The sequence below is a fragment of the Pseudomonas sp. BF-R-24 genome (assembly GCF_019947335.1).
GTDB lineage: Bacteria > Pseudomonadota > Gammaproteobacteria > Pseudomonadales > Pseudomonadaceae > Aquipseudomonas > Aquipseudomonas jessenii.
Genome location: NZ_JAGYGG010000002.1, coordinates 1 through 22,652 on the forward strand (window position 1 = coordinate 1; position 22,652 = coordinate 22,652).

The 22,652-nt window shown below is 60.6% G+C and carries 19 protein-coding genes; 8 read left to right on the plus strand and 11 right to left on the minus strand.

Going from position 1 to position 22,652, the window contains the following annotated elements; genetic code table 11:
- Positions 1–153 precede the first annotated feature (153 nt).
- A complete protein-coding gene (locus KGA98_RS01555; RefSeq protein ID WP_007975155.1) occupies positions 154–642 on the minus strand; it encodes an Lrp/AsnC ligand binding domain-containing protein in 489 nt (162 codons plus the stop codon).
- A gap of 157 nt (positions 643–799) precedes the next feature.
- On the opposite strand from KGA98_RS01555, the gene dadA reads away from it, so the two are divergent.
- The 6 genes from dadA (at position 800) to KGA98_RS01585 (ending at position 7,077) form a co-directional block, all read left to right on the plus strand.
- Entirely contained in the window at positions 800–2,104 is a 1,305-nt protein-coding gene (dadA, locus tag KGA98_RS01560) for a D-amino acid dehydrogenase (protein ID WP_218494623.1), read from the plus strand.
- Positions 2,076–2,429: a RidA family protein gene (locus KGA98_RS01565; RefSeq protein WP_223500510.1), complete on the plus strand. Its 354-nt coding sequence runs from the start codon at positions 2,076–2,078 to the stop codon at positions 2,427–2,429. Before dadA ends, KGA98_RS01565 begins: the two co-directional genes overlap by 29 nt.
- Before the next feature lie 99 nt (positions 2,430–2,528).
- Complete coding sequence (gene alr / locus KGA98_RS01570; RefSeq protein WP_154860893.1) at positions 2,529–3,602, plus strand: alanine racemase; 1,074 nt, start codon at positions 2,529–2,531, stop codon at positions 3,600–3,602.
- Positions 3,603–3,729: 127 nt separating this feature from the next.
- Positions 3,730–4,278 (plus strand): cupin domain-containing protein, encoded by a 549-nt coding sequence (locus KGA98_RS01575; protein ID WP_007975150.1) that lies wholly within the window; start codon positions 3,730–3,732, stop codon positions 4,276–4,278.
- A 182-nt stretch (positions 4,279–4,460) separates the two neighbouring features.
- Positions 4,461–4,883, plus strand: a complete 423-nt coding sequence (locus KGA98_RS01580) for a c-type cytochrome (RefSeq protein ID WP_150815265.1) — start codon at positions 4,461–4,463, stop codon at positions 4,881–4,883.
- Positions 4,884–5,154: 271 nt separating this feature from the next.
- Entirely contained in the window at positions 5,155–7,077 is a 1,923-nt protein-coding gene (locus tag KGA98_RS01585; protein ID WP_223500512.1) for an acetyl-CoA hydrolase/transferase C-terminal domain-containing protein, read from the plus strand.
- Positions 7,078–7,204: 127 nt separating this feature from the next.
- Here KGA98_RS01585 and KGA98_RS01590 read toward each other — a convergent pair whose 3' ends face one another.
- Both KGA98_RS01590 and rep read right to left on the minus strand, forming a co-directional pair.
- Entirely contained in the window at positions 7,205–7,777 is a 573-nt protein-coding gene (locus KGA98_RS01590; protein WP_046038985.1) for a xanthine phosphoribosyltransferase, read from the minus strand.
- A 57-nt stretch (positions 7,778–7,834) separates the two neighbouring features.
- Positions 7,835–9,844: a DNA helicase Rep gene (gene rep, locus KGA98_RS01595; protein ID WP_007989511.1), complete on the minus strand. Its 2,010-nt coding sequence runs from the start codon at positions 9,842–9,844 to the stop codon at positions 7,835–7,837.
- 264 nt (positions 9,845–10,108) lie between these two features.
- Here rep and KGA98_RS01600 point away from each other — a divergent pair, with 264 nt between their 5' ends.
- Positions 10,109–11,782, plus strand: a complete 1,674-nt coding sequence (locus KGA98_RS01600) for a putative bifunctional diguanylate cyclase/phosphodiesterase (RefSeq protein WP_223500523.1) — start codon at positions 10,109–10,111, stop codon at positions 11,780–11,782.
- 122 nt (positions 11,783–11,904) lie between these two features.
- Here the strand turns inward: KGA98_RS01600 and KGA98_RS01605 are convergent, their stop codons facing one another.
- On the minus strand, positions 11,905–13,302 hold the full coding sequence (locus KGA98_RS01605; protein ID WP_057716538.1) for a NorM family multidrug efflux MATE transporter: 1,398 nt from the start codon (positions 13,300–13,302) through the stop codon (positions 11,905–11,907).
- Between the two features lie 158 nt (positions 13,303–13,460).
- Here KGA98_RS01605 and KGA98_RS01610 point away from each other — a divergent pair, with 158 nt between their 5' ends.
- Entirely contained in the window at positions 13,461–14,381 is a 921-nt protein-coding gene (locus tag KGA98_RS01610; protein WP_154860895.1) for a LysR substrate-binding domain-containing protein, read from the plus strand.
- Between the two features lie 32 nt (positions 14,382–14,413).
- On the opposite strand, the gene KGA98_RS01615 is transcribed toward KGA98_RS01610, so the two are convergent.
- Genes KGA98_RS01615 through KGA98_RS01645 form a run of 7 tightly spaced genes read right to left on the minus strand, consistent with a single transcriptional unit; the run spans position 14,414 to position 22,649 of the window.
- Positions 14,414–15,877 carry a vWA domain-containing protein gene (locus KGA98_RS01615; RefSeq protein ID WP_223500531.1) on the minus strand — a complete coding sequence of 488 codons (1,464 nt, stop codon included), beginning with the start codon at positions 15,875–15,877 and terminating at the stop codon, positions 14,414–14,416.
- Positions 15,878–15,933: 56 nt separating this feature from the next.
- Positions 15,934–16,440 carry a hypothetical protein gene (locus tag KGA98_RS01620; protein ID WP_223500533.1) on the minus strand — a complete coding sequence of 169 codons (507 nt, stop codon included), beginning with the start codon at positions 16,438–16,440 and terminating at the stop codon, positions 15,934–15,936.
- 4 nt (positions 16,441–16,444) lie between these two features.
- Complete coding sequence (locus KGA98_RS01625; protein ID WP_223500535.1) at positions 16,445–17,182, minus strand: hypothetical protein; 738 nt, start codon at positions 17,180–17,182, stop codon at positions 16,445–16,447.
- A gap of 34 nt (positions 17,183–17,216) precedes the next feature.
- On the minus strand, positions 17,217–18,761 hold the full coding sequence (locus KGA98_RS01630; protein ID WP_223500537.1) for an SUMF1/EgtB/PvdO family nonheme iron enzyme: 1,545 nt from the start codon (positions 18,759–18,761) through the stop codon (positions 17,217–17,219).
- The gene (locus KGA98_RS01635) at positions 18,751–19,974 is read right to left on the minus strand and encodes an ABC transporter permease (protein ID WP_090452132.1); all 1,224 of its coding nucleotides are present in this window, start codon (positions 19,972–19,974) and stop codon (positions 18,751–18,753) included. Before KGA98_RS01635 ends, KGA98_RS01630 begins: the two co-directional genes overlap by 11 nt.
- Entirely contained in the window at positions 19,958–20,659 is a 702-nt protein-coding gene (locus tag KGA98_RS01640; RefSeq protein WP_090452130.1) for an ABC transporter ATP-binding protein, read from the minus strand. Before KGA98_RS01640 ends, KGA98_RS01635 begins: the two co-directional genes overlap by 17 nt.
- Before the next feature lie 10 nt (positions 20,660–20,669).
- Positions 20,670–22,649 (minus strand): vWA domain-containing protein, encoded by a 1,980-nt coding sequence (locus tag KGA98_RS01645; RefSeq protein ID WP_057716539.1) that lies wholly within the window; start codon positions 22,647–22,649, stop codon positions 20,670–20,672.
- Between the last annotated feature and the right edge of the window lie 3 nt (positions 22,650–22,652).

The following is a 22,652-nucleotide window of genomic DNA, read 5'->3' on the forward strand; positions in this document are numbered from 1 at the left end:
CGGCGCTTTAGGTAGAAAGGGCGGAACGAGAAGTCTCCCACGGTCCGTACTGGCTAGAGTCGGAATCGAGCTGTTAGTCCCGCCCACCCCTTCAAGTCTAAACATACAAGCGAGCTTGCTCGCGATGGGGTCGGAACAGACACCGGAAAATCTTCAATCCGGAATCGGCAGAGTCAGGCTCTCTTTCACCTCTTCCATCACGATGTAACTCTTGGACTCGCGCACGTGGGGCAGCTTGAGCAGGATGTCGCCCAGCAATTTGCGGTACGAGGCCATCTCGGAAATCCGCGCCTTCACCAGGTAGTCGAAATCCCCTGACACCAGATGACACTCCAGCACATGGGGCAACTTCAGCACCGCACGCCGGAACTCTTCGAAAGTATCGCCGGATTTGTAATCCAGGCTGATCTCGACGAACACCAGCAGACTACCCTTCAGATGCTGCGGATTGAGCCTGGCGTTGTAGCCCATGATGATCCCTTCGCGCTCCAGACGCCGGACCCGCTCGGTACAGGGCGTGGTCGAGAGCCCGACCTTTTCCCCAAGCTCGGTAAAGGAAATCCGCCCGTCCGCTTGCAGGATCCGCAGGATGTTGCGGTCGATCTTGTCCAGCTCACGTTTGGTCTGAGTGTTGGTACGCATAGGGGATGCGCCTCCGTGAAAAGGGTTTTTGCCGAGAATTGTCGCCAAATATAGGCGCTTATATAGTGAAATGCACTGGCAAATCTTTTTTACACTGCGCACATCTGAAGCTCTGAATAACAAACGTCAGCGGTTAGCCGCGATGAGGGATATGAAAATGCGCGTCATGGTCTTGGGTAGCGGCGTCATCGGTACCACCAGTGCTTATTATCTGGCCCGTGCCGGGTTTGAAGTGGTGGTTGTGGACCGGCAGCCGGCCGCTGCCATGGAGACCAGTTTCGCCAATGCCGGGCAGGTCTCGCCGGGTTATGCCTCGCCGTGGGCCGCGCCGGGCGTGCCTCTCAAGGCCATCAAGTGGCTGTTGCAGCGCCACGCGCCGCTGGCGATCAAGGCCACGGCCGATATCGACCAGTACCTGTGGATGGCACAGATGCTGCGCAACTGCACCGCCAGCCGTTACGCGGTGAACAAGGAGCGCATGGTCCGTCTGTCCGAGTACAGCCGTGACTGCCTCGATGAACTGCGTGCCGAAACCGGCATTGCCTACGAAGGCCGTAGCCTCGGTACCACCCAACTGTTCCGCACCCAGGCTCAACTGGACGGCGCCGCGAAAGACATCGCCGTGCTGAAAGAGTCCGGTGTGCCGTTCGAATTGCTCGACCGCGAAGGTATTGCCCGCGTTGAGCCGGCGCTGGCCAGCGTCACTGACATTCTCGCCGGTGCCTTGCGCCTGCCGAACGACCAGACCGGCGACTGCCAGATGTTCACCACCAAGCTCGCCGAGATGGCCGCGAACCTCGGTGTGCAATTCCGTTTCGACCAGGACATTCAGCGCCTCGACTTCGCCGGTGACCGCATCAACGGCGTATGGATCGACGGCAAGCTGGAAACCGCCGACCGCTACGTCCTGGCGCTTGGCAGCTACTCGCCGCAACTGCTCAAACCACTGGGGATCAAGGCGCCGGTGTACCCGCTCAAGGGCTACTCCCTGACCGTGCCGATCACCAACCCGGCAATGGCCCCGACTTCGACCATTCTCGACGAGACCTACAAGGTCGCGATCACCCGTTTCGACAACCGCATCCGCGTTGGCGGCATGGCGGAGATCGCCGGTTTTGACCTGTCGCTGAACCCGCGCCGGCGCGAAACCCTGGAGATGATCGTCAACGACCTTTATCCTCAGGGCGGCAATCTGGCCGAAGCGAGCTTCTGGACCGGCCTGCGCCCGACCACTCCAGATGGCACGCCAATCGTAGGCGCCACACCGTTCAAGAACCTGTTCCTGAACACCGGTCACGGCACGCTGGGCTGGACCATGGCCTGTGGCTCCGGTCGCTTGCTGGCGGACCTGATGGCCAAGAGAAAGCCGCAGATCAGCGCCGAAGGCCTCGATATTTCCCGTTATGGCAACAAAACCCAGGAGTCTGCTAAGCATGTCAGTCCAGCGCCAGCTCACCAATGAGCGCATGAGTCAGATCGTCACCCATAACGGCACGGTTTACCTGGCCGGACAGGTGGGCGACGAAATGAACGCCGGGATTGAACAGCAGACCCGTGAAACTCTCGCCAACATCGAGCGGTTGCTCGATCTGGCCGGCACCGACAAGCACAATCTGCTGTCGGTGACGATTTACCTGAAGGACATCGACGCGCATTTCGAAGGCATGAACGCGGTGTGGGACAAGTGGCTGCCAAAAGGCGTCGCTCCCGCCCGAGCCACCGTTGAAGCGAAATTGTGCGAACCGGAAATCCTGGTCGAGTTGTCGGTTGTCGCCGCTCTGCCATAAGCCTGTCAGAAAAGATCCCTCTCCCGGTGCTGTTGGTGGTTAACGCTGTCAGCCAGCACCGGTTTTTCTTCCCGATAACCCGACCAGAAGTCTGCCGCCATGCGTCCTGCCCGTGCCCTGATCGACCTTCAAGCCCTGCGTCACAACTACCGGATCGCCCGTGAACTCACGGGGGCTCGTGCCCTCGCGGTGATCAAGGCCGATGCCTATGGCCATGGCGCGGTGCGTTGCGCCCAGGCGCTGGAAGCCGAGGCGGACGGGTTTGCCGTGGCCTGCATCGAAGAGGCCTTGGAGCTGCGGGCGGCGGGCATTCGTGCGCCGGTCCTGCTGTTGGAAGGCTTTTTCGAAGCCGACGAGCTGGCGCTGATCGTCGAGCATGATTTCTGGTGCGTGGTGCATTCGCTGTGGCAGCTCGAAGCCATCGAAAAAGCCGCGTTGAGCAAGCCGATCACCGTGTGGCTGAAGCTCGACTCGGGCATGCACCGGGTGGGCCTGCACCCGGCGGATTATCAAGCGGCCTATCAACGGCTGCTGGCCAGCGGCAAGGTCGCGAAAGTGGTGCTGATGAGCCACTTTGCGCGTGCCGACGAACTGCACGAACAGGCCAGCGCGGAGCAGGTGGCGGTATTTGAAGCGGCACGCAAGGGCTTGTCCGCCGAGGTCAGCCTGCGCAACTCGCCGGCGGTGCTCGGTTGGCCGCAGATACCGAGTGACTGGGTGCGCCCAGGCATCATGCTCTATGGCGCCACGCCCTTCGAAGAAGCCAACGAAGTGGCATCGCGGCTGCAACCGGTCATGACCCTGGAATCGAAGGTGATCAGTGTGCGCGAGTTGCCGGCTGGCGAGCCCGTCGGTTACGGCGCCAAATTCATCACCCCCAAACCGATGCGCATTGGCGTGGTGGCCATGGGTTACGCCGACGGCTACCCACGTCTGGCACCGACCGGCACGCCAGTGCTGGTTGCCGGGCAGCGCAGCCAGTTGATCGGCCGGGTATCGATGGACATGCTCTGTATCGACCTGACCGATGTGCCGCAGGCCGGTCTCGGTTCGACCGTCGAGTTGTGGGGCAAAAACATCCTCGCCAGTGATGTGGCCATGGCTGCCGGCACGATTCCTTACCAGATCTTCTGCAACCTGCGCCGAGTGCCACTGCTCTATTCCGGGGCTTAGTGAGCAGGGCTCCAGACCGGAAGTCGCCTCGCTGAGCAGGATTCAGGTCAAGGTGTTGTAAATACTGAACGCTGTCGCCATGATAACGCTCAATATTCCAACAATCTGAATCCTGGAGGCGCAAGCTTTGGACGTCGGTGAACGACTGCAATCCATCCGTAGGCTCAAAGGCCTTTCCCAGCGTGAGCTCGCCAAACGGGCGGGGGTCACCAACAGCACGATTTCGATGATCGAGAAGAACAGCGTGAGCCCTTCGATCAGTTCGCTGCGCAAGGTGTTGGGCGGGATTCCCATGTCCATGGTCGAGTTCTTTTCCGAAGAAATCCTGCAGGAAAAACCGACCCAGATCGTCTACAAGGCCAACGAGCTGATCGATATTTCCGATGGTGCCGTGACCATGAAGCTGGTCGGTCGGGCGCACCCGAGCCGGGCCATCGCATTCCTCAATGAAATCTATCCGCCAGGCGCCGATACCGGTGACGAGATGCTCACCCATGAGGGCGAGGAAACCGGCATCCTGGTCGAAGGAAAACTGGAACTGGTGGTCGGTCTCGAAACTTTTGTCCTCGAAGCCGGCGATAGCTACTACTTTGAAAGTACCAAGCCACACCGTTTCCGTAATCCGTTCGATGCGCCTGCGCGACTAATCAGCGCAGCCACACCAGCGAATTTCTAAGAAAAGAGGCGTCCTGCCAGCATCGCAGAGGTGCCCGGGCTGTTTTTCCGTCGCGGCCTAAGACCCCTCCGACTTTGGGGTTGTTTCAGTGCGGCGGGCTTACCGCTATACTTGCGCCCGCCTGCGAACCGTGGCCGTAGGCGTGACTAGCCACCATTGAGGGTGAACGCGTGAACCTAATTATGAAAATGCTGGCTGCACCAGCAACCGTATTGGCCCTATGGGCTGTCAGTGTCAGCGCTCAGGCTGCGACCAACGACGATATTGCCAAACGCCTTGAGCCAGTCGGCCAGGTTTGTGTTCAGGGTAAAGAGTGCAAGGGCATGGAAGTGGCCGCTTCCGCTGGCGGCGGTGGTGGTGCGAAAACCCCGGATGAAGTGATTGCAAAACATTGCAACGCTTGCCACGGTTCAGGCCTGTTGGGCGCGCCGAAAATCGGTGATGCCGCCGCTTGGGGCGAGCGTGCCAAGAAAGAAGGTGGTGTTGACGGCTTGCTCGCCAAGGCGATCTCCGGCATCAACGCGATGCCGCCAAAAGGCACCTGCGCCGATTGTGCAGACGCCGAGCTCAAAGGCGCCATCCAGAAGATGTCCGGCCTGAAATAAGGCGCCGCATCATTCGCAAAAAACCGTCCCAGGACGGTTTTTTTGTGCCTGCAAGTCCGCGCTGACCCTTGTAGGAGCGAGCTCGCTCGCGATGGTCGTCAACGATAACGCTGGAAACCTGGCACCCCGCGGTGCTCTCAGGTTCTTCGCGAGCGAGCTCGCTCCTACAAGGTCTTTGTGGCGGCCGATTGGCATTAACGGACTGTTCATTGCAGCAAAGACCCGGCAAGCTCGGTCCAGGCTCAAGTCATGGAAAGCGAGGGGTGATCCGATGGTTCAGCTGTGCTCTATCGAACAGGCAGTCGATGACGTCTTGGCACGGTTGCCGACGCATATCCACATGGGCCTGCCTCTGGGGTTGGGCAAACCCAATCACTTCGTCAACGCGCTGTATCAACGAATCGCACAGTTGCCCGAGCGACGACTGACGATCTACACCGCGTTGTGTCTGGGGCGTCCACCCTTGGGCGATGGTTTGCAAAAGCGATTTCTAGAACCCTTTGTCGAACGTGTGTTCGGCGATTATCCGGAGCTGGAGTTTCTCGCCGACCTGCGTCGCGAGGGTTTACCGGGCAACATCCACATCCAGCAGTTCTTCATGCAGCCTGGCAGCCTGCTCAACAGTGCTACGGCGCAACAGGATTACGTCAGCAGCAACTACAGCCATGCGGCCCGGGACATCAACTCCGCCGGGTTGAATCTGGTGGCGCAACTGGTGGCCAGCCATGCCGAGAATCCCGACCGCTTGAGCCTCAGCTGCAACCCGGACATCACCCTCGACCTATTGCCGATGATCGCCAAGCGCCGCGCCGCCGGAGAAACCATCCTGATGGTCGGCCAAGTACACAACGATCTGCCTTACATGCCCGGCGATGCGGAACTGGGCATCGACACCTTTGACCTGCTGATCGATGAGAAGGACAACACCACGCTGTTTTCCACGCCAAACATGCCGGTGGGCTTTCAGGACCATTTGATCGGCCTGCACGCCAGCACTCTGGTGCGTGACGGCGGCACCTTGCAGATCGGCATCGGTTCCATGGGTGATGCGCTGACGGCGGCGCTGCTGGCGCGGCAAGCCGACAACGACGGATACAGGGCTTTGCTGGCAGACGTAAACCTCAGCCACTGGGCGCAACTGGTCGAGCGCGAAGGCGGCATCGAGCCCTTCGCCAAGGGCCTGTACGGTTGCAGCGAAATGTTCGTCAACGGCTTGTTGGTGCTGGCCGATGCCGGGATCGTGCGGCGTAAGGTTTATCCGGACGCGGCGACCCAACAGCAGGCGAATGCCGGCACCCTCGACGAGGCTGCGCAAACCGATGGCATCTCGGTGCACGGCGGATTCTTCCTCGGGCCGCGCAGCTTCTATGAACGCTTGCGTGAGTTGCCGCAGAGCAAGCGACTTGAATTCAACATGACCCGCATCAGCTACATCAACGAGCTCTACGGCCAGGAAGAACTCAAGCGCTTGCAACGTCTCGATGCGAGATTCATCAACACCGCGTTCACCGTGACCTTGCTCGGTGCCGCGGTGGCGGATCAGCTAGAAGACGGACGTGTGCTCAGCGGCGTAGGCGGGCAATACAACTTCGTGGTGCAGGGGCATGCGTTGCAAGGCGCGCGTTCGGTGTTGCTGCTGCGCAGCTGGCGTGAGTCTGGAGGCGACGTCAGCTCGAACATCGTCTGGGAGTATGGTCACTGCACGATTCCGCGGCATCTGCGGGACATCGTGGTCACCGAGTACGGCATCGCCGATCTGCGGGGCAAGACCGATGCGGCGGTGATTGAAGCACTGTTGAATATCAGCGACTCACGTTTCCAGTCGGGGCTGATCGCGCAGGCACAGAAAGTCGGCAAACTGCCCAAGGACTTCCGTCTCGATCCGCGCTTTACCGATAACAGCCCGCAGCGTTTGCAGGAGATTCAGGCGCGGCACCCGCAGTTGTTTCCAGAGTATCCGCTGGGTTGTGATTTCACCGAGGTCGAGCGGGATGTGTTGCGGGCGCTGAACTGGCTCAAGAGCAAGTTCAAGCTGAGCGAGGTGCTGGAGTTGGGCAAGGCAGCATTGGATGCGCCGGAGCCTGCGTTGTTTCCAGAGCATCTGGAGCGGATGCAATTGACCGATCCGGAAGGCCTCAAGGAGGATTTGTTTCAGCGGCTGTTGCTCACGGGCCTGAAAGCCACTGCGCAATAACAGCCAACACAAAACAAATGTGGGAGCGGGCTTGCTGGCGAAAGCGGTGTGTCAGTCAAAGTTGATGTCGACTGACACACCGCTTTCGCGAGCAAGCCCGCTCCCACAGGGGATTTGCGGTGTCGGGTTATTCGATGAAGGTCACGACACCATCGGCCAGCGACTTCACACGCGCCAGGGACTCTACGCGATAACCCTGCGAATCCAGCTCTGCACGGCCACCCTGGAACGACTTCTCGATCACGATCCCCAGGCCTGCCACGGTGGCGCCGGCCTGCTTGATGATCGAAATCAGTGCCTGGGACGCCTTACCGTTGGCCAGGAAGTCATCGATGATCAGCACGCGGTCGCTGCTGGTCAGATGGCGCGGAGAGATGGCCACGGTGCTTTCGGTCTGCTTGGTGAACGAGTACACGGTCGCCGACAGCAGGTTTTCGGTCAGGGTCAGGGACTGGTGCTTGCGGGCGAAGATCACCGGCACGCCAAGGTTCAGACCGGTCATGATCGCCGGGGCGATGCCCGAGGCTTCGATGGTGACGATCTTGGTGATGCCCGAATCCTTGAACAGCGTGGCGAATTCGTCGCCGATCAACTTCATCAGGGCCGGGTCGATCTGGTGGTTCAGAAAGGCGTCGACTTTCAGGACCTGGTCGGAAAGCACGATGCCTTCTTCGCGAATTTTCTTGTGCAGGGCTTCCATGAAGCTGTCCTCTGTTGGCGCCTTGTGCGCCCTAAGGTTTTAAAAAAGTGGTCAATTCTAGCGCTTTAACATCGCGCGTATATCCGCCAATGCGTTGTTGCCTCGCACGGCTTTGACTTCGGTCGGTGTGTCGTCGTTACCTTCCCAGGCCAGGTCGTCCGGCGGCAACTCATCGAGGAAGCGGCTCGGCGCGCAATCGATGATCTCGCCGTACTGCTTGCGCTTGGCGGCGAAGGTGAAGGCCAGGGTCTGGCGCGCACGGGTAATGCCCACGTAGGCCAGGCGACGTTCTTCTTCGATGGTGTCGGCTTCGATGCTGGAGCGGTGCGGAAGGATTTCCTCTTCCATGCCCATGATGAACACGTAGGGGAATTCCAGGCCCTTGGACGCATGCAAGGTCATCATCTGCACGCCTTCGGCGCCGTCTTCCTCTTCCTGCTGGCGCTCGAGCATGTCGCGCAGGACGAGTTTGCCGATGGCGTCCTCGACGGTCATCTCGCCTTCTTCGTCTTTTTCCAGGGTGTTCTTCAGCGCCTCGATCAGGAACCAGACGTTACCCATGCGGTAATCGGCGGCCTTGTCGCTGGAGCTGTTGGTGCGCAGCCAGTTCTCGTAGTCGATGTCCATGACCATGCTGCGCAGGGCCGAGATCGGGTCTTCGCCGGCGCACTGCTCGCGCACCCTGTCCATGAAGCGCTTGAAACGCGACAGGCGATCGGTGAAGCGGCTGTCGAGATGCTCGCCCAGGCCGATTTCGTCGGTGGCGGCGTACATCGAGATCTTGCGCTCGGTGGCGTAGTTGCCCAGCTTCTCCAGCGTGGTCGAGCCGATCTCGCGGCGCGGCACGTTGATCACCCGCAGGAAGGCGTTGTCGTCGTCCGGGTTCACGATCAGGCGGAAGTAGGCCATCAGGTCCTTTACTTCCTGGCGACCGAAAAAGCTGTTGCCGCCGGACAGGCGATACGGCACCTGGTGGTGCTGCAGTTTCAGCTCGATCAGCTTGGCCTGGTAGTTGCCGCGATACAGGATCGCGAAATCGCTGTACGGGCGGTCGGTGCGCAAGTGCAGGCTGAGGATTTCCATGGCCACGCGCTCGGCCTCGGCGTCCTCGTTGCGGCACCGGATCACGCGGATCTCGTCGCCGTGGCCCATTTCACTCCACAACTGTTTTTCGAATTCGTGGGGGTTGTTCGAGATCAGCACGTTGGCGCAGCGCAGGATGCGGCTGGTGGAGCGATAGTTCTGCTCCAGCATCACCACTTTCAAGGAGGGGTAGTCGTCCTTGAGCAGCATCAGGTTTTCCGGGCGCGCGCCGCGCCAGGCGTAGATCGACTGGTCGTCGTCGCCCACCACGGTGAACTGGTTGCGTTTGCCGATGAGCATTTTCACCAGCAGGTACTGGCTGGCGTTGGTGTCCTGGTATTCATCGACCAGCAGGTAGCGCACCTTGTTCTGCCATTTTTCCAGGATGTCGGCGTGTTCTTCGAACAGCTTCACCGGGAGCAGGATCAGGTCGTCGAAATCCACCGCGTTGAACGCCTTGAGCGTGCGCTGGTAGTGGGTGTAGACGATGGCAGCGGTCTGTTCCTTGGGGTTGCGCGCGTTTTCCAGGGCCTGGGCCGGCAGGATCAGGTCGTTTTTCCAGGCGCCGATCATGTTCTTGATCTCGTCGACGCCGTCGTCGCCCGAGTATTCCTTCTGCATGATGTCGGTCATCAGGGCCTTGACGTCGGTCTCGTCGAAGATTGAGAAGCCCGGTTTGTAGCCCAGCCGCACGTGTTCCTTGCGGATGATGTTCAGGCCCAGGTTGTGGAAGGTGCAGACCGTCAGGCCACGACCTTCGCCAGCGCGCAGCAGGGTGCCAACCCGTTCCTTCATCTCGCGGGCGGCCTTGTTGGTAAAGGTCATGGCGACGATGTACTGGGCGCGGATGCCGCAGTTCTGGATCAGGTGCGCGATTTTGCGCGTGATCACGCTGGTCTTGCCGGAGCCAGCACCGGCGAGCACCAAAAGAGGGCCGCCGACGTAGCTCACGGCTTCTTGCTGCCGGGGATTGAGTCGGGACATAGGTAAATTCAGGAGTCAGTCACGAAATGGGCCGGCATTTTAACAGGCTCAGCGAATTGTGCTGCTCTGTCCGACTTGTGACGTACCACGCTATCTGTAATTGCCGGTTTTGTTACTTTCACGCAGGATGCGCAACGAATTTGCGGCTAATGTTCGTAATTCCGGATACAAAGGTCTCGTTTTGCTCACCGATGTCATTGTCATTGGTCATCGGAACGGCATAATGCCCGTCGCCTACATCTTTGCAGAGTCTAGGGAGCTAGCTTGTCTACGCCTGTCGAACCCTTGCGTTTGCTGCTACTGGCCGAAGAGCCAGCGTGGGCAGCGTTGTTGCGCGAGTGTCTGGCTCCTATGGGGAGCTCGGCCGTGCTCATCAGCGCGCCGAGTTGGGAGTCGGTCAGCAGCCTGTTCGATGACAACCGCAGCGCGGTGTTATTGACCATCCCGCAACTTCAGCCGGCGCCGGGTCGTTGCAGCCTGCCGACGGTGTTGTTGCTCGACCATGAGCCGCTGATCCCGCCCGACGGCGTGAGTGACTGGCTGGTGCGCGATCATCTCGATCCCGGCATGTTGCGCCGTTGCCTACGCCATGTGCGCGAACGTGGCGTTCTGGAAAACACCCTTCAACGTCTGGCCGAGCAAGATCCGCTGACCGGCATCGCTAACCGCCAGGGCTTCCAGACTCTGCTGACGGCGCGCCTGGCGGAAAACGACGGTCGCGGCCTGGCCCTCGGTCATCTCGACCTCGACAACTTTCGTTATGCCAACGACGCCCTCGGCCATCAGGCCGGTGATCGCCTGATCCTGCAAGTGGTGGCGCGGCTCAAGAGTCAGCTTGAGGCCGGCGATCAACTGGCGCGCCTGGGCAGTGATGAATTCGCTCTGCTGATCGACACCCGTCGTGCTCCCCAGCGTGCCGAGTGGATGGCCGAGCGCATCAGCGAAATACTGGCCGAGCCTTATTGGGTCGATGGCGAAAGCCTGTTGATCGGTTCCAGCCTGGGCATTGCCTACGCCCGGGCCCAGGCCGGTGCGGATCCGCTGATGTGGCATGCGCACATCGCGATGCAGCAGGCCAAAAGCACCCAGGGCTGCACCTTTCACATTTTCAACGAACGCATCAACCGCAATGCCCGCAGCATCGCCGACCTCGAAACCGAGCTGCGTCGGGCACTGCGCCGCGATGAGCTGGAGTTGCATTACCAGCCACGGCTGAACCTCGAAGACGGGCAGATCGTCGGCCTCGAAGCTTTGGTGCGTTGGCGGCATGCCGAGCGCGGCTTGCTTCCACCGAGTGAATTCGTGCCGCTGGCCGAGCAAAGTGGTCTGATCGTGCCGCTGGGCTACTGGGTAATTTCCCGGGCCTTGCGCGACATGCAGGCGCTGCTCGAGCTGGGATTGCCACCGTTGCACATGGCGATCAACCTGTCATTCCGGCAGTTCCAGGACAGCCAGTTGCTTTCGACTCTCAGTCGCCTGATTGCCGAGCGCGGTGTCGAGGCGCAGTGGCTGGAGTTCGAACTGACCGAAACCGCCGTGATGCGTCGCAGCGATCTGGTGAAGCAGACCATGGACGCCCTCGGGCGCCTCGGTGTGCGCTTCTCCCTCGACGACTTCGGCACCGGGTTCTCGTCGTTCGTGCACCTCAACAGCCTGCCGATCACCTTGCTGAAGATCGACAAGAGCTTTGTCGGCGGCATGGAGCAGCGTGAGGAAAACCGCAAACTGGTGCATGCGATGATCAACCTGGCGCACAACCTCAACCTCGAGGTGGTCGCAGAAGGCGTGGAAACGCCGGAGCAACTGGAGCTGCTGCGTGGGTTTGAATGCGATCAGGTGCAGGGGTATTTGATCAGCAGGCCATTGCCGCTGGCCGAACTGGTGGAGTATCTGACGTTTGGCAGCAATCAGCAGCCGATGCTGGAAATCGTGGGCTGAGGTTGCCACAGAGCCTTGTAGGAGCGAGCTTGCTCGCGATAAACCTGAGAACGCCGCGGGGCACCTGCCAACCAGTGTTATCGTTGACGACCATCGCGAGCGAGCTCGCTCCTACAGGGGGCTCAGTCAGGCTGAGCAACCTCGAAACGCTGCACTGACGTCGTGTCGCGCTTGATCATCCGCTTCATCTTCCACTCAAATCCCAGCGTCAGGCTCACCGCCGCACACGCCAGCCCCAGCGCCAGGCCCCACCAGACGCCCGTTGGCCCCCAGTCCAGGTGGAACGCCATCCACCACGCCGCCGGTGCGCCAATCAGCCAATAGCAACCCAGGCCGACCAGGAAAGTGGTCTTGGCATCCTTGAGTCCGCGGATGCAGCCCATGGCAATGGTTTGCGTGCCGTCGAACAGTTCGAACCATGCCGCCACCGCCAACAGGCTCACGGCAAGGTTGATGACATCGCGAAACGCCGGGTCGTTGTGGTCGAGGAACAGGCCGACCAACTGGTTTGGCAATAGCCAGAAGACCATGGCGAAACACAGCATCGCCGCAGCCCCGAAGGCAATGCCGACCCGCCCGGCCAGCCGCGCATCCAGCAATTGCCCGGCGCCGTAGTGCTGGCCGATGCGCATGGTGATCGCATAAGAAATCCCCGCCGGGACCATGAACGCCACCGAAACGATTTGCAGGGCAATCTGATGAGCCCCCAGCTGTGTGCTGCCCATGGTGCCCATGCACAGCGCGGCGAAGGCAAACAGCCCGACTTCCACCGCGTAGGTGCCGCCAATCGGCAGGCCCAGGCGCCACAGTTCTTTCAGGTACTGGCGGTTCAGCCGCGAAAGGCCCTGGCGCAGCGGATAGGCCTCATAAGCCGGATGCCGACGAATGTGCCACGCCAGCGCAAGTGCCATCAGGTTGGCGACAATCGCCGTGACCAGCCCGATGCCCGTCAGCCCCAGTTTCGGCAGGCCGAACATGCCGGTAATCAGCGCATAGTTGAGCAGGAAGTTGGCGACCGTACCGCCAACACTGATGACCATCACTGGCGTTGCACGGCCAATGGCGCTGGTGAACCCGCGCAGGGCCATGAAGCTCAGGTAGCCGGGCAGGGCGAACGGCAGGAAGATCAAAAACTGCCCGGCTGCGTTGACGTTGCTTTCAGTCTGGCCGAACAGCAGCAGCACCGGTTTGAGGTTCCACAACAGCAAACCGGCGACCAGCGCCATCAGCCACGCCAGCCACAACCCGGCCTGGGTCAGTCGAGTGGCCCCGACAATATCGCCGGCACCCTGACGGATCGCCACCAGGGTGCCGACCGCCGCAATCACGCCGATGCAGAAAATCGACACGAACGAATAGGTCGCCGCACCGAGCCCGCCACCGGCCAGGGCCTCGGGACTCAGGCGCGCCATCATCAGGGTGTCGGTGAGGACCATCAGCATGTGCGCCAACTGCGAGGCAATCAACGGCCCCGCCAGCCGCAGGATGGCCCAGAGTTCAGTACGTGCTGGATGCTGCATGGTCATCACGCTCGATTATCAAAGGGAACAGGAAAGCACCGATTTTCGGCGCTCTGCACGGTTTGCACAAAGGGATAAAAAGGATGGATGGCATGATTCAAACTCATGCTGGAGAGTTTCTGCTAGGGTAGGCGAACCCCGCAGTAGGAGCTTTCCCAATGTCCCGTCGTCTTCCTCCCTTGTATGCCCTGCGCGCATTCGAAGCGGCGGCGCGGCACAGTTCGTTTACCCGCGCGGCCGAAGAGCTGTCGATTACCCAAAGTGCGGTCAGCCGGCATATTCGTACGCTCGAAGAGCATTTTGCCTGCCGCTTGTTTCATCGCAGTGGCCGCAACCTGCAACTGACCGAGTCGGCCCGGTTGCTGTTGCCGGGCATTCGCGAAGGCTTCACCGCGCTTGAACGTGCCTGCAATACCTTGCGCGCCGAAGACGACATCCTGCGCATGAAAGCCCCGTCGACCCTGACCATGCGTTGGTTGCTGGCGCGCCTCAGCCGCTTCCGTCATCTGCAGCCAGGCAACGAAGTGCAATTGACCAGTGCCTGGATGGACGTCGATTCAGTGGACTTCAACCACGAACCCTTCGACTGCGCCGTCATCCTCAGCAATGGGCATTTTCCACCGGACTGGGAGGCGACTTTCCTGTTCCCCGAAGAGCTGATTCCGGTGGGCGCGCCGAATCTTCTGAAGGATCAACCATGGGACGTCGCGCGCCTGGCCAGTACCGAGCTGCTGCACCCGACACCGGACCGCCGTGACTGGCGCAACTGGCTGGAGCGCATGGGCCTGACCGATCAGGTCTCGCTCAAGGGCGGTCAGGTGTTCGACACGCTGGAACTGGGCATGATTGCAGCCGCCCGTGGCTACGGCGTGTCCATGGGCGATTTGCTGATGGTCGCGGAGGATGTCGCGCAGGGACGTCTGAGTTTGCCGTGGCCGACAGCCGTCGCCAGCGGTGAGAATTATTTCCTGGTCTGGCCGAAAACCCGCCCCGGAGGCGAGCGTTTGCGCCGCCTCAGCGATTTTCTTTTGGGTGAGGTTCGGGCCATGGAGTTACCGGCGGTCGAGCACTTGAGATGAATCATCGCGGGCAAGTCGGAACAGTCCCCAAGCTAATCGCACTTGGCATTGCTGGATACTTCCTTGCTCGCCTGTTTCAACAGGTTACTCAACTCAGCCGCATTGGTGCTGTTGTAAACCCGACCTCCGGTGTTTTCAGCGATACAGCGTGACGGGCCGCCAGCACCGATTTTCACCACGTTGACCCGCAGGCGCGGTTGTTCCCTGGCGATTCGACGGGATACCGCGCAAACGTCCTGCCCGCAACCGTCTTCACCGTCGACGAACATCACGATCACCGCATCGTTATTGCGCCCGTCGACGGTACTCGCCGCGTGGGCCAGGCTGTCGGCCAGCGGTGTGCCGTCGTCGGGAACCAGGCCTCGAATCCCGTTGATCAGCCGCGGGCGGTCGCCGAACTTGAACAAACCCTGGTCCGGTGTTCTTTCGCAGCCGGCGAAGGTGATCAGGCGTGTGTCGATCTTCGGGTCCAGCCCGTTGATCATGCCGGCCAGCGAGTCCTTGGCGACGTCCATGCGGCTGGGTTTGGCGGTAAGCCGCATGGTGCGGTTCGGGTCCAGGAGCTTGTTGATGTCAGGACCGAAGAACCAGTCCTCGTCGGATTTCACTGACTTGATGTTCAAATCCATCGAACCCGAGGTGTCGAGCACCACCACGAACTGCGGGACCTCTGACTTCGGCGCTGTTTTGCGGCATGCGAAGTTGTCCAGCGTCGGGGCGGGTGGCGGGGCAGCCACTACCGGTTTTGGTGGTGGAACCGGTTTGGGTGGCGGGGTCGGCTTGGGTTCCGGTGCCGGTGCCGGCTTTGGTGGCGGGACCGGCTTGGGTTCCGGTACCGGCTCTGGCGTGGGTTCTGGTGCCGGAACAGGTTTCGGTTCCGGTTCCACGACAGGCTCGGGGACAGGTTCAACCGGTTTCTCAACAGGCGTCACTACCGGTGCCACAGGCGCTACAGGCGGAACCACGACAACCGGCTCACGGTGCAGGAACCACCAGAGCCAGAGCGCCAGAAGCAGCAACAGCAGCGCGAGCAAGGCTGCCGCGATCCACCAGCCACGACGCGACGGCGGTAGGACGGGCACCACTGGCGGCACGATCGGTTTGGGCGGACGCTGGTTCCACCGCACCACCAAAGGCTCACCGTTGAGGCTGTAGAGTTTGTCCAGCTCAGGCGTACCGAGCAGGCTGCGCAGGTCATTCGCTTCCGTCGTTTGACCGCGTTTTTGCAGTTCATCCGCCAGCTGTCCGAGGGACGTCTGACGCACTTCATAGGTTTCCAGCAAACGTCGTTGCGCGTCCTCGTTGAGATCGGCATAAGGCGTGGGTTGGCCACCCAGTTCGGTCCACCATTCCAGCACGTCGCCGCTGCCCATCCGCGGGATGGCAAACAGGCTGGCGACGGTCGGCGGAAAGTGTTTCTGGATGAGGGCGACTTTGGCTTGCAGTGCACTCATCCCCTCCGATGTGGCTTGCGCATCCCTGATGACCCGCTGCATGACGATGATTCCTGAAAAAAGCAGGCATCCGTCGGGATGCCCTGCGGGGTGAAAAGTTACTCTTCGTAGCCGAGGCTGAATTGCAGCTGATTGACCTTCTTCTGCAACGTTTTCAGCTCTTGCTGCTTGGCCGCCAGTGCCGCTGGCGTTGGTTTGGCCGTTGGCGCTACTTGCGTAGCCTTGAGCTGCTTCTCGAGGTCGGCAATCTGCTTCTGCACCTGGGCCTCATTGCCACGCCGAGCCTTGAGCGAGGTCAGCAGTTGCGCCAGCGACTGATTCAGCGCCGCCTGGGATTTCTGCTGGCTGGCCAGATCGGTCTTGGTGCTGAGCTGCTGGGCCTGAATGTTCTCGTACACCTGACGGAACATTGCGTTTTGCTTTCGGGATTCGCTCAGGGCCAGTTCCTTCTGCTTGACCTGATCGCTGTAACCACCGGAATAGTCGCAGTTCATCTTGGTCAGCATGCTGCTGTCGCGATTGGTTGCATCGCATTCGCCGGGCTGGGTCGCGCAACCGCTCAGGGCCAGGACGGCAGTGATGATCATCAGTTGTCGTAACGTCATGTGCTTAACCCAGGGTGATTGCGGAGCGTTGGCTGTACAGGGCGTCGACTTCCTTCTGCAGGCTGACGACTTTCTGGTTCATTCTCTGGATGTTCATCTCCACTTGCCGGATCTCGGCGCTGGAGCCTTGTGAGCGCTCGGCGTCTGCCACCTTGCGGTACTCGGTGACTTTGGTACGCATGTTGGCAAGGTCTTTGCGCAGGCGCGCGATGTCCGAATCGATCCCGGCGATTTGCGCCTGGGCCCTGCTCCTGTCGACTTTCTTGTTGGCGATGTCCTTTTTGATCTGGGCAATTTGCGCACGGTCATCATTGATCACTTGCTGAGCGGTCTCAGTCCGGGCGATCACTTTCTGCGTGTCTTGTTCGACGTCGCTGTTCATCTTCGCCAGGCGGGTGGTGGTGTCGGCGTATTCGGCGCGACGTTGATCCAGGTAATAGTTCGCGCCCATGGCCACGCCACACGCGGTAATACCGGCGGCGATGACGCACACGGTTTTGTTGTTGCTGTTGGACAGCGCGCAAGCAAGGATGCCGACACCGGCGCCGACGGCACAGGCCTGGTATCCGGACTTGCTGAAGAACTCTGCGTCATTGCCCTGGGTCAGGCGCGGGTCGGGACCTTCACTTTCGCCATCGCCGAGCATGGAACTGCCAGTGTTGGCGCAACCGGTCATTAGCAGGCTGCTGGCGACTACGAAAGCGATCTGTAGTTTGAAGCGAGTCCAAAGGCTGCGCGACATGGTGAAACTCCTACGTAACGGTGTTGACGCGTTGTTATTGAGTGACGGTTTTGCAGCTGGTCAGCCAGGCTTCAGTGTCGATTTTCTGCTTTTGCAGGAACGCTTTCTGATTGGCCCAGTGCGTGCGCAAATAAGGTTTCAGGTCTTGCAGTTGCTTGTTGCGGGTGATGATTTCTTCCATCACCGGGACTTGTGTTTCAAGCAGTGGCTGGCCGTACAAAGTAGCCGACTCCACCAGGCTGCTGGCGTAGTAACGGCTGAGTTTGTGCAGGCGATCCTTTTGCTCGTTGAGCTTGCCTTTACGCATGTCGCAACTGGCATCTTTGTCTGCGCTTTCGCAGTTGAGCTTGTAGTTCTTTTGCAGGAAGTCGACGTACTGGCCGTCGTCGAGCATCTTGGTGCACAGGAACGCACCCAGGTTGAGGCTGGCGCGGATCGCCTGGTCGCGGGTTTCTTCCTGCTGCTGGTTGCTGGCGCGCAGCTGGTTCTCCAGGGCCTGGAGCTTTTCCTTGAGCGCTTTGTCTTCGACACCCGAGGCGAGGCTGTTCAGCGATTGTACGGTGCCTTTGTCGGCGGATTCGGTTTCCTTGCTGCCGGTGCCGAGTTTCTTCCAGCTGCTTTCGATGCTGGCGACCCGTTCGCGAGAGGTTAGGGTCGGGGAGACCAGCACCAGTCGCAGGCCGGTGGTCTTGTTTTTCACCTGGCCTTCGGCGTTGTAATACGGCTCTTCCTTACGCAATGCCGTACGCAGGTCGGCCTGGGCGGTCAGGTAGTTGCCGCCGCGGACGACATAGCCGCCGGCCTGACCGTGCTGGCGGTCGAGTTTGTTCAGGCGAAACGGCTCGAACATCATTTCGTCGACGTTACCGAGCATGTCATGCAGGCCCAGTGGGTTGGGCTTTTGCAGACCGGTCAATTGCACTTTGCCATTGGACGATTGCGCCCCGGCGAACCACTCGTAGGCGTTGATGCCTTCTGGCATCGGGTAGTGCGTGTCGCGGAATTCAGCAGCACCGACTTCCAGCCCGCCGCGCGCGGCGAACTCCCACTCGACCTCGGTCGGCAGGCGCAGGAATCCCAGGGCGCCGTCTTCCTTTGGCAGCTTGCCGGCGGCGTTTTTGCGCAGCCACAGGTTGTACTTGTCGGCGGCGTCGATGGCTTGCACCCAGCTCACCGCCGTTTGCGGCAAGCGCATTTTGGTGGCAGCGGTGGGGCAGGTCGCTTCGGTCAGCGCGGCGTATTGCAACTGACTCATCTCGTACTTGGCCATCAGGTAGTAGCGGGACTTGTCGTTCCTGGCCCCGGTAAAACTGCCGGCGATAAAGGTCGGGCGGGTCTGCTCGACATAGCCGTATTCCGCGCCGTCCTGACCGATGTTGATCGGGTAGTCATCCAAGGGACCTGCGACCGGAATGAACACTTTGCGAAACACCATCGAACCTTCGCAGGGCATCGGCAGCACGACGTCGCCAGCATCGGGCATCGGGTTGTAATACTTCTCTTCCCAGCCCGCCGCCGAGGCGTCGAGCAAGTAGCCGAGGCTCAGGGGTAACAGCAAGCCAAAACGTTTATAGCTCACGCAGACTCTCCGCAGGTTGGATGTTGATGGCTCTCAGCGCGCCGATCATGGCCACCAGGGCAGCGACCAGAAAGGTCAGGAGCAGGGCGGCAACGCCGTGCCAGACCGTGATGTGGCAAACGAAGGTACCGGTGGCCTGGCTGCTGCCGAGCAGGGAGTCGAACAAATGACTGCCCACGGTATAAAACCCCAGCCCGCCCACGTAGCCGGCCAAACTCAGCACCAGCGCTTGCAGGACCACGAAACCGCCGACGGACCTGCGCTTGAAGCCCAGCAGACGCAGGACCGCCAGGCTTTTGCGTTTACGATCGATGTTGGCCAGGAACGCGCCAACCATGGACGCCACGCAGCCGATCAGTGCCGCCATGGCGATCACACCGAAGATCAACCCCAGCACATGATTGATGGCTTTGACGTTGTCGATGTCGGCCAGTCGGCTCGACGTTTCGATGTGTTGTTCGTTGAGCCAGTGTTCCAGCGGCGCGACCTGGTCGATGTCGCGCGCATACACGCGGGCGCGGGCATACAGCGGTTGTAGATTCCCCTGAGGCTTGCCGGTGGTAACGCCGAACTCACTGACCTGATAACCGTCGCGAAAGCGCTCCAGATCCAGTAACAGCGGCGGGGCGACGAACCCGGCCGCGCGACCGAAGCGGGCACCGTCGAGCACGGCCAGTACCGTCAGCGTCATCTCGCCGCGTTCATTGACACCTTCCAGGCGGCGCAAGGCCCGTAGCTGCACGCTGTCGCCGGCCTTGGCCTGCAAGCGTTGCGCTGCGCTGGCGCTGAGGATCACCTGATTGCCGACGGGGTTGAGGGACGCCAGATTCAGCTGTGGGTCGCCGGGCTCGGTGGCGATGATTTCCGCGCCTTCGACAAAGCGTTGCATGCCGATCAGCAGGTCCGCCTGGGTATTGAGCGAGCGGGTCTGGCCGAGGGCAAAGCCGGTCTCGGGGCGCAGGCGCAAACGCTCGATCCAGGCTGCGTCGTAGTTACCGTTGCTGAGCATCTTCACTTCAAGGTTGCGCGGGTCGCGCAGCAGTTCGTCCTGCAGCTGGCTGACCACCCCGTGTTTGAGCCCGAACAGCAACAACAACGGCGCGATCACCGCCACCAGGGAAGCGGCGATACACAGCGAGACCTTGCGGTCGTGCCAGAGGTCTTGCAGTGCCAGTGAGCCCAGCAGGCGCAAGCGATCAGTCCATCGGTTCAAACAGAGTCTCTCCCAGATGGTTGATAGCACCGAGTCGCGGCAACCCGAAATCCTTCAGCAGGGCCCAGTCATGGGATACAACGAGCGCACTCAGGCCCATGCTCGACACCAGGCTCAGGAGTAACTCAAACAATCGCCGGGCACTGTGAGGGTCGAGCGCGGCGGTCGGCTCGTCGGCCAACAGCAGCAGCGGTTCATGGGCAATTGCCCGAACGCAGGCGACGCGTTGGCGCTCGCCAATCGACAAGGCCTGGGGTTGTTTGTCCAACAAGCCTTGCAGGCGCAATACGTCAACGGCGTGGTCGATGTGATCGCTCTTCGCCTGCATCCCGAGCAAACGGCGCGGCAGGCTGATGTTGTCTCTCACGCTCAGGAACGGCAGCAAGCCGCCGCTCTGCAAAATGAATCCCAAGTGCCGTGAACGCACCGCTGCAAGCGCAGGCTGATCGTCAGTGGCCAGCAGTTGGGCGATATCCTGAGCGTGCGTCGGGCCCAGCCGGAAGCGCTCGAGTTCTACCGGTGCGAGCAACAGACCGATGGCTTCGAGCAACGTGCTTTTGCCGCTGCCGCTCTCACCTGTGACGGCGAGGATTTCTCCGGCGCCGATCCGCAGGTGCGGCAGTCGCACGTGATGAGCCTGTGCGCCTTCTCCACGGCGCACCAGCATGTTCTTGATTTCGAGCATCGGCGTCTCGTCAGGGCATCATTTCCAGCGGGACGGGGTAGACGTTGTCCCGCGCATCGCTGTCTTTGGCTAAGGCTACCCAACGGTCGACATCGGCGTTGTAACGCTGGTAATGCCGCAGTTTGGTGTTCAGCGTGCGGATGAATTTTTCTTGTGCCAGACCATCCCAGCTCTTCCAGGTCTCTTCATCCAGGTTCAGCACTTCACTCTGATAAGGCAGGTCTTCAAGGTATTCACCGAGCACGCCCATGTCCGCCAGTTTGGCGTTGCTGTTCTGTTTGAGCTGATTGGGATCGGCGCCCATGGTCGCCGCCACCGAGCGCAGGCGATTGAACATGTCCGTTGGCGAAATCAGGCCCTCGTTGGCGGCATCGAGAATCTGCTTCATCACGTCGCTCAAGTCGCTGAGCTGTGACTTGGTCAGCAGCACCCGCACGTCGGTGGTCGGAATGTTCTGCTTGATCAGGTCGCGGTCGGTGATCCATGCCTTGAACACTGGCGGGGCCTTGCTGTTGGTCCTCTCGCCGAGATAGGCGAGTTGCATGGCGTGGCCGATCAGCGCCGCGTCTTCGAGCATTTTTTTCTCGGCCGGGTCCTGCTTGGCGTTCGCCGCGCTGCCGATGGCGTCTTCGCCCATGTAGGCGGCTTTGACTTGTGTAGTGATCGCTGCGGCCAGTGTGTCGACCTTGCGCCCGAATTCTTGCACATCGCCTGCGTTTACCGGGTAGTACAGCGAAGTGTTGGTACCCGGGTAGGTCGACAGATTCCGGTATTGCGCCTCGGCCTTGGCATGGTCCTTGGCACCGGCCGGGGTTTTCAGGTGCAGCGTGTAAATCGCCACACCCGGGTTGGCGGCTTCGATACGCACCTGTGCAGCGCTCAAGCCGGTCTTCGACAGCTTGTCGTCGCCTTCGATGGCGCCCGCATCGGTGATCAGCACCACGTAGCGTGCGCCGAACTGGCTCCAGTCGACCTTGTCGATGCTCTCCATGACCCCGGCAAACGAGTCTTCATCGAAGCTGCTGCTCGACACGTTAGCCTGTTTGAGGTCTTTGATCCTGGCGAAAAAGTCGGCGCTGTCTTTCACCTTGGTAGGGTCGGCGTACATCTTGGTGGTGTATTCCAGCCCCGGTACTGCCTGGGTGTTGGAGCGGAAAGCCACCAGGCCGAACTTGACCTGCTTGCCGAGGTTCTGCGCTTCGATCTTCTGGTAAACCTTGCGGATCGCCTCGCGGGTGCGGTCGATATAGGGGTCCATCGAGATCGTCGAGTCGATGACAAATACCACGGCCGCGCTGAATTCCTTCAGCTGGTTGGCCTTTTTCTCTTCGGCTTCCTTGCTGCCGGCAGGGCTGTTTGCAGCCCCGCCCTTGGCGTTCTTGTCATCCGGCTTGCTGACGGAGGCCACATTGAGCAGGCGCGTGCGGAAACCGCTTTCGGTCATGACTTCTTCGCCACTGAGCACCGGCAGCAGGTAGAACTGCTTTTGCAGGTCGACGAAGTATTCAGGTTCTTCAGCCAGTACGCCCGGTGCTTGCAGGCCCTTTTTCAGCGTGGCCCGCAGCGGCGCGACTTTGCTGACCGGGTCCGGTGCATCGAGGATGCCTTCGACGGTGGCGCGGTCCTTGAAGAACAGCAGCCGGTCGCGGTTGGCCGGGTTAGTGAAGGCCAGCGTCAGCTGCATCTTCCAGTCGGTGGTGCAGCTGGCAGGCAACCAGCCAATGGTTTTGCCATAACTGTCGGGACCAACTTTCAGCCATTCGGCATTGTTCGCTTGCGCACGTTCGTACACATAGAAGCGGCTGAAGACCGGTTGTGCTTCACCTTCGGCACCGCCCGCCGTCGAGCTGATTTTGCAGCCCGGTGTGGTCAGCACGCGTTGGAACAGGGTCTTTTTACCGGCCTGGATCAGCGGTTTGTCATCGGCCTGGGACAGCGGGCTGATGCACAGCGCGAGTAAGGCGGCACCGCTCAGCAGGAGTCGACTCATGGG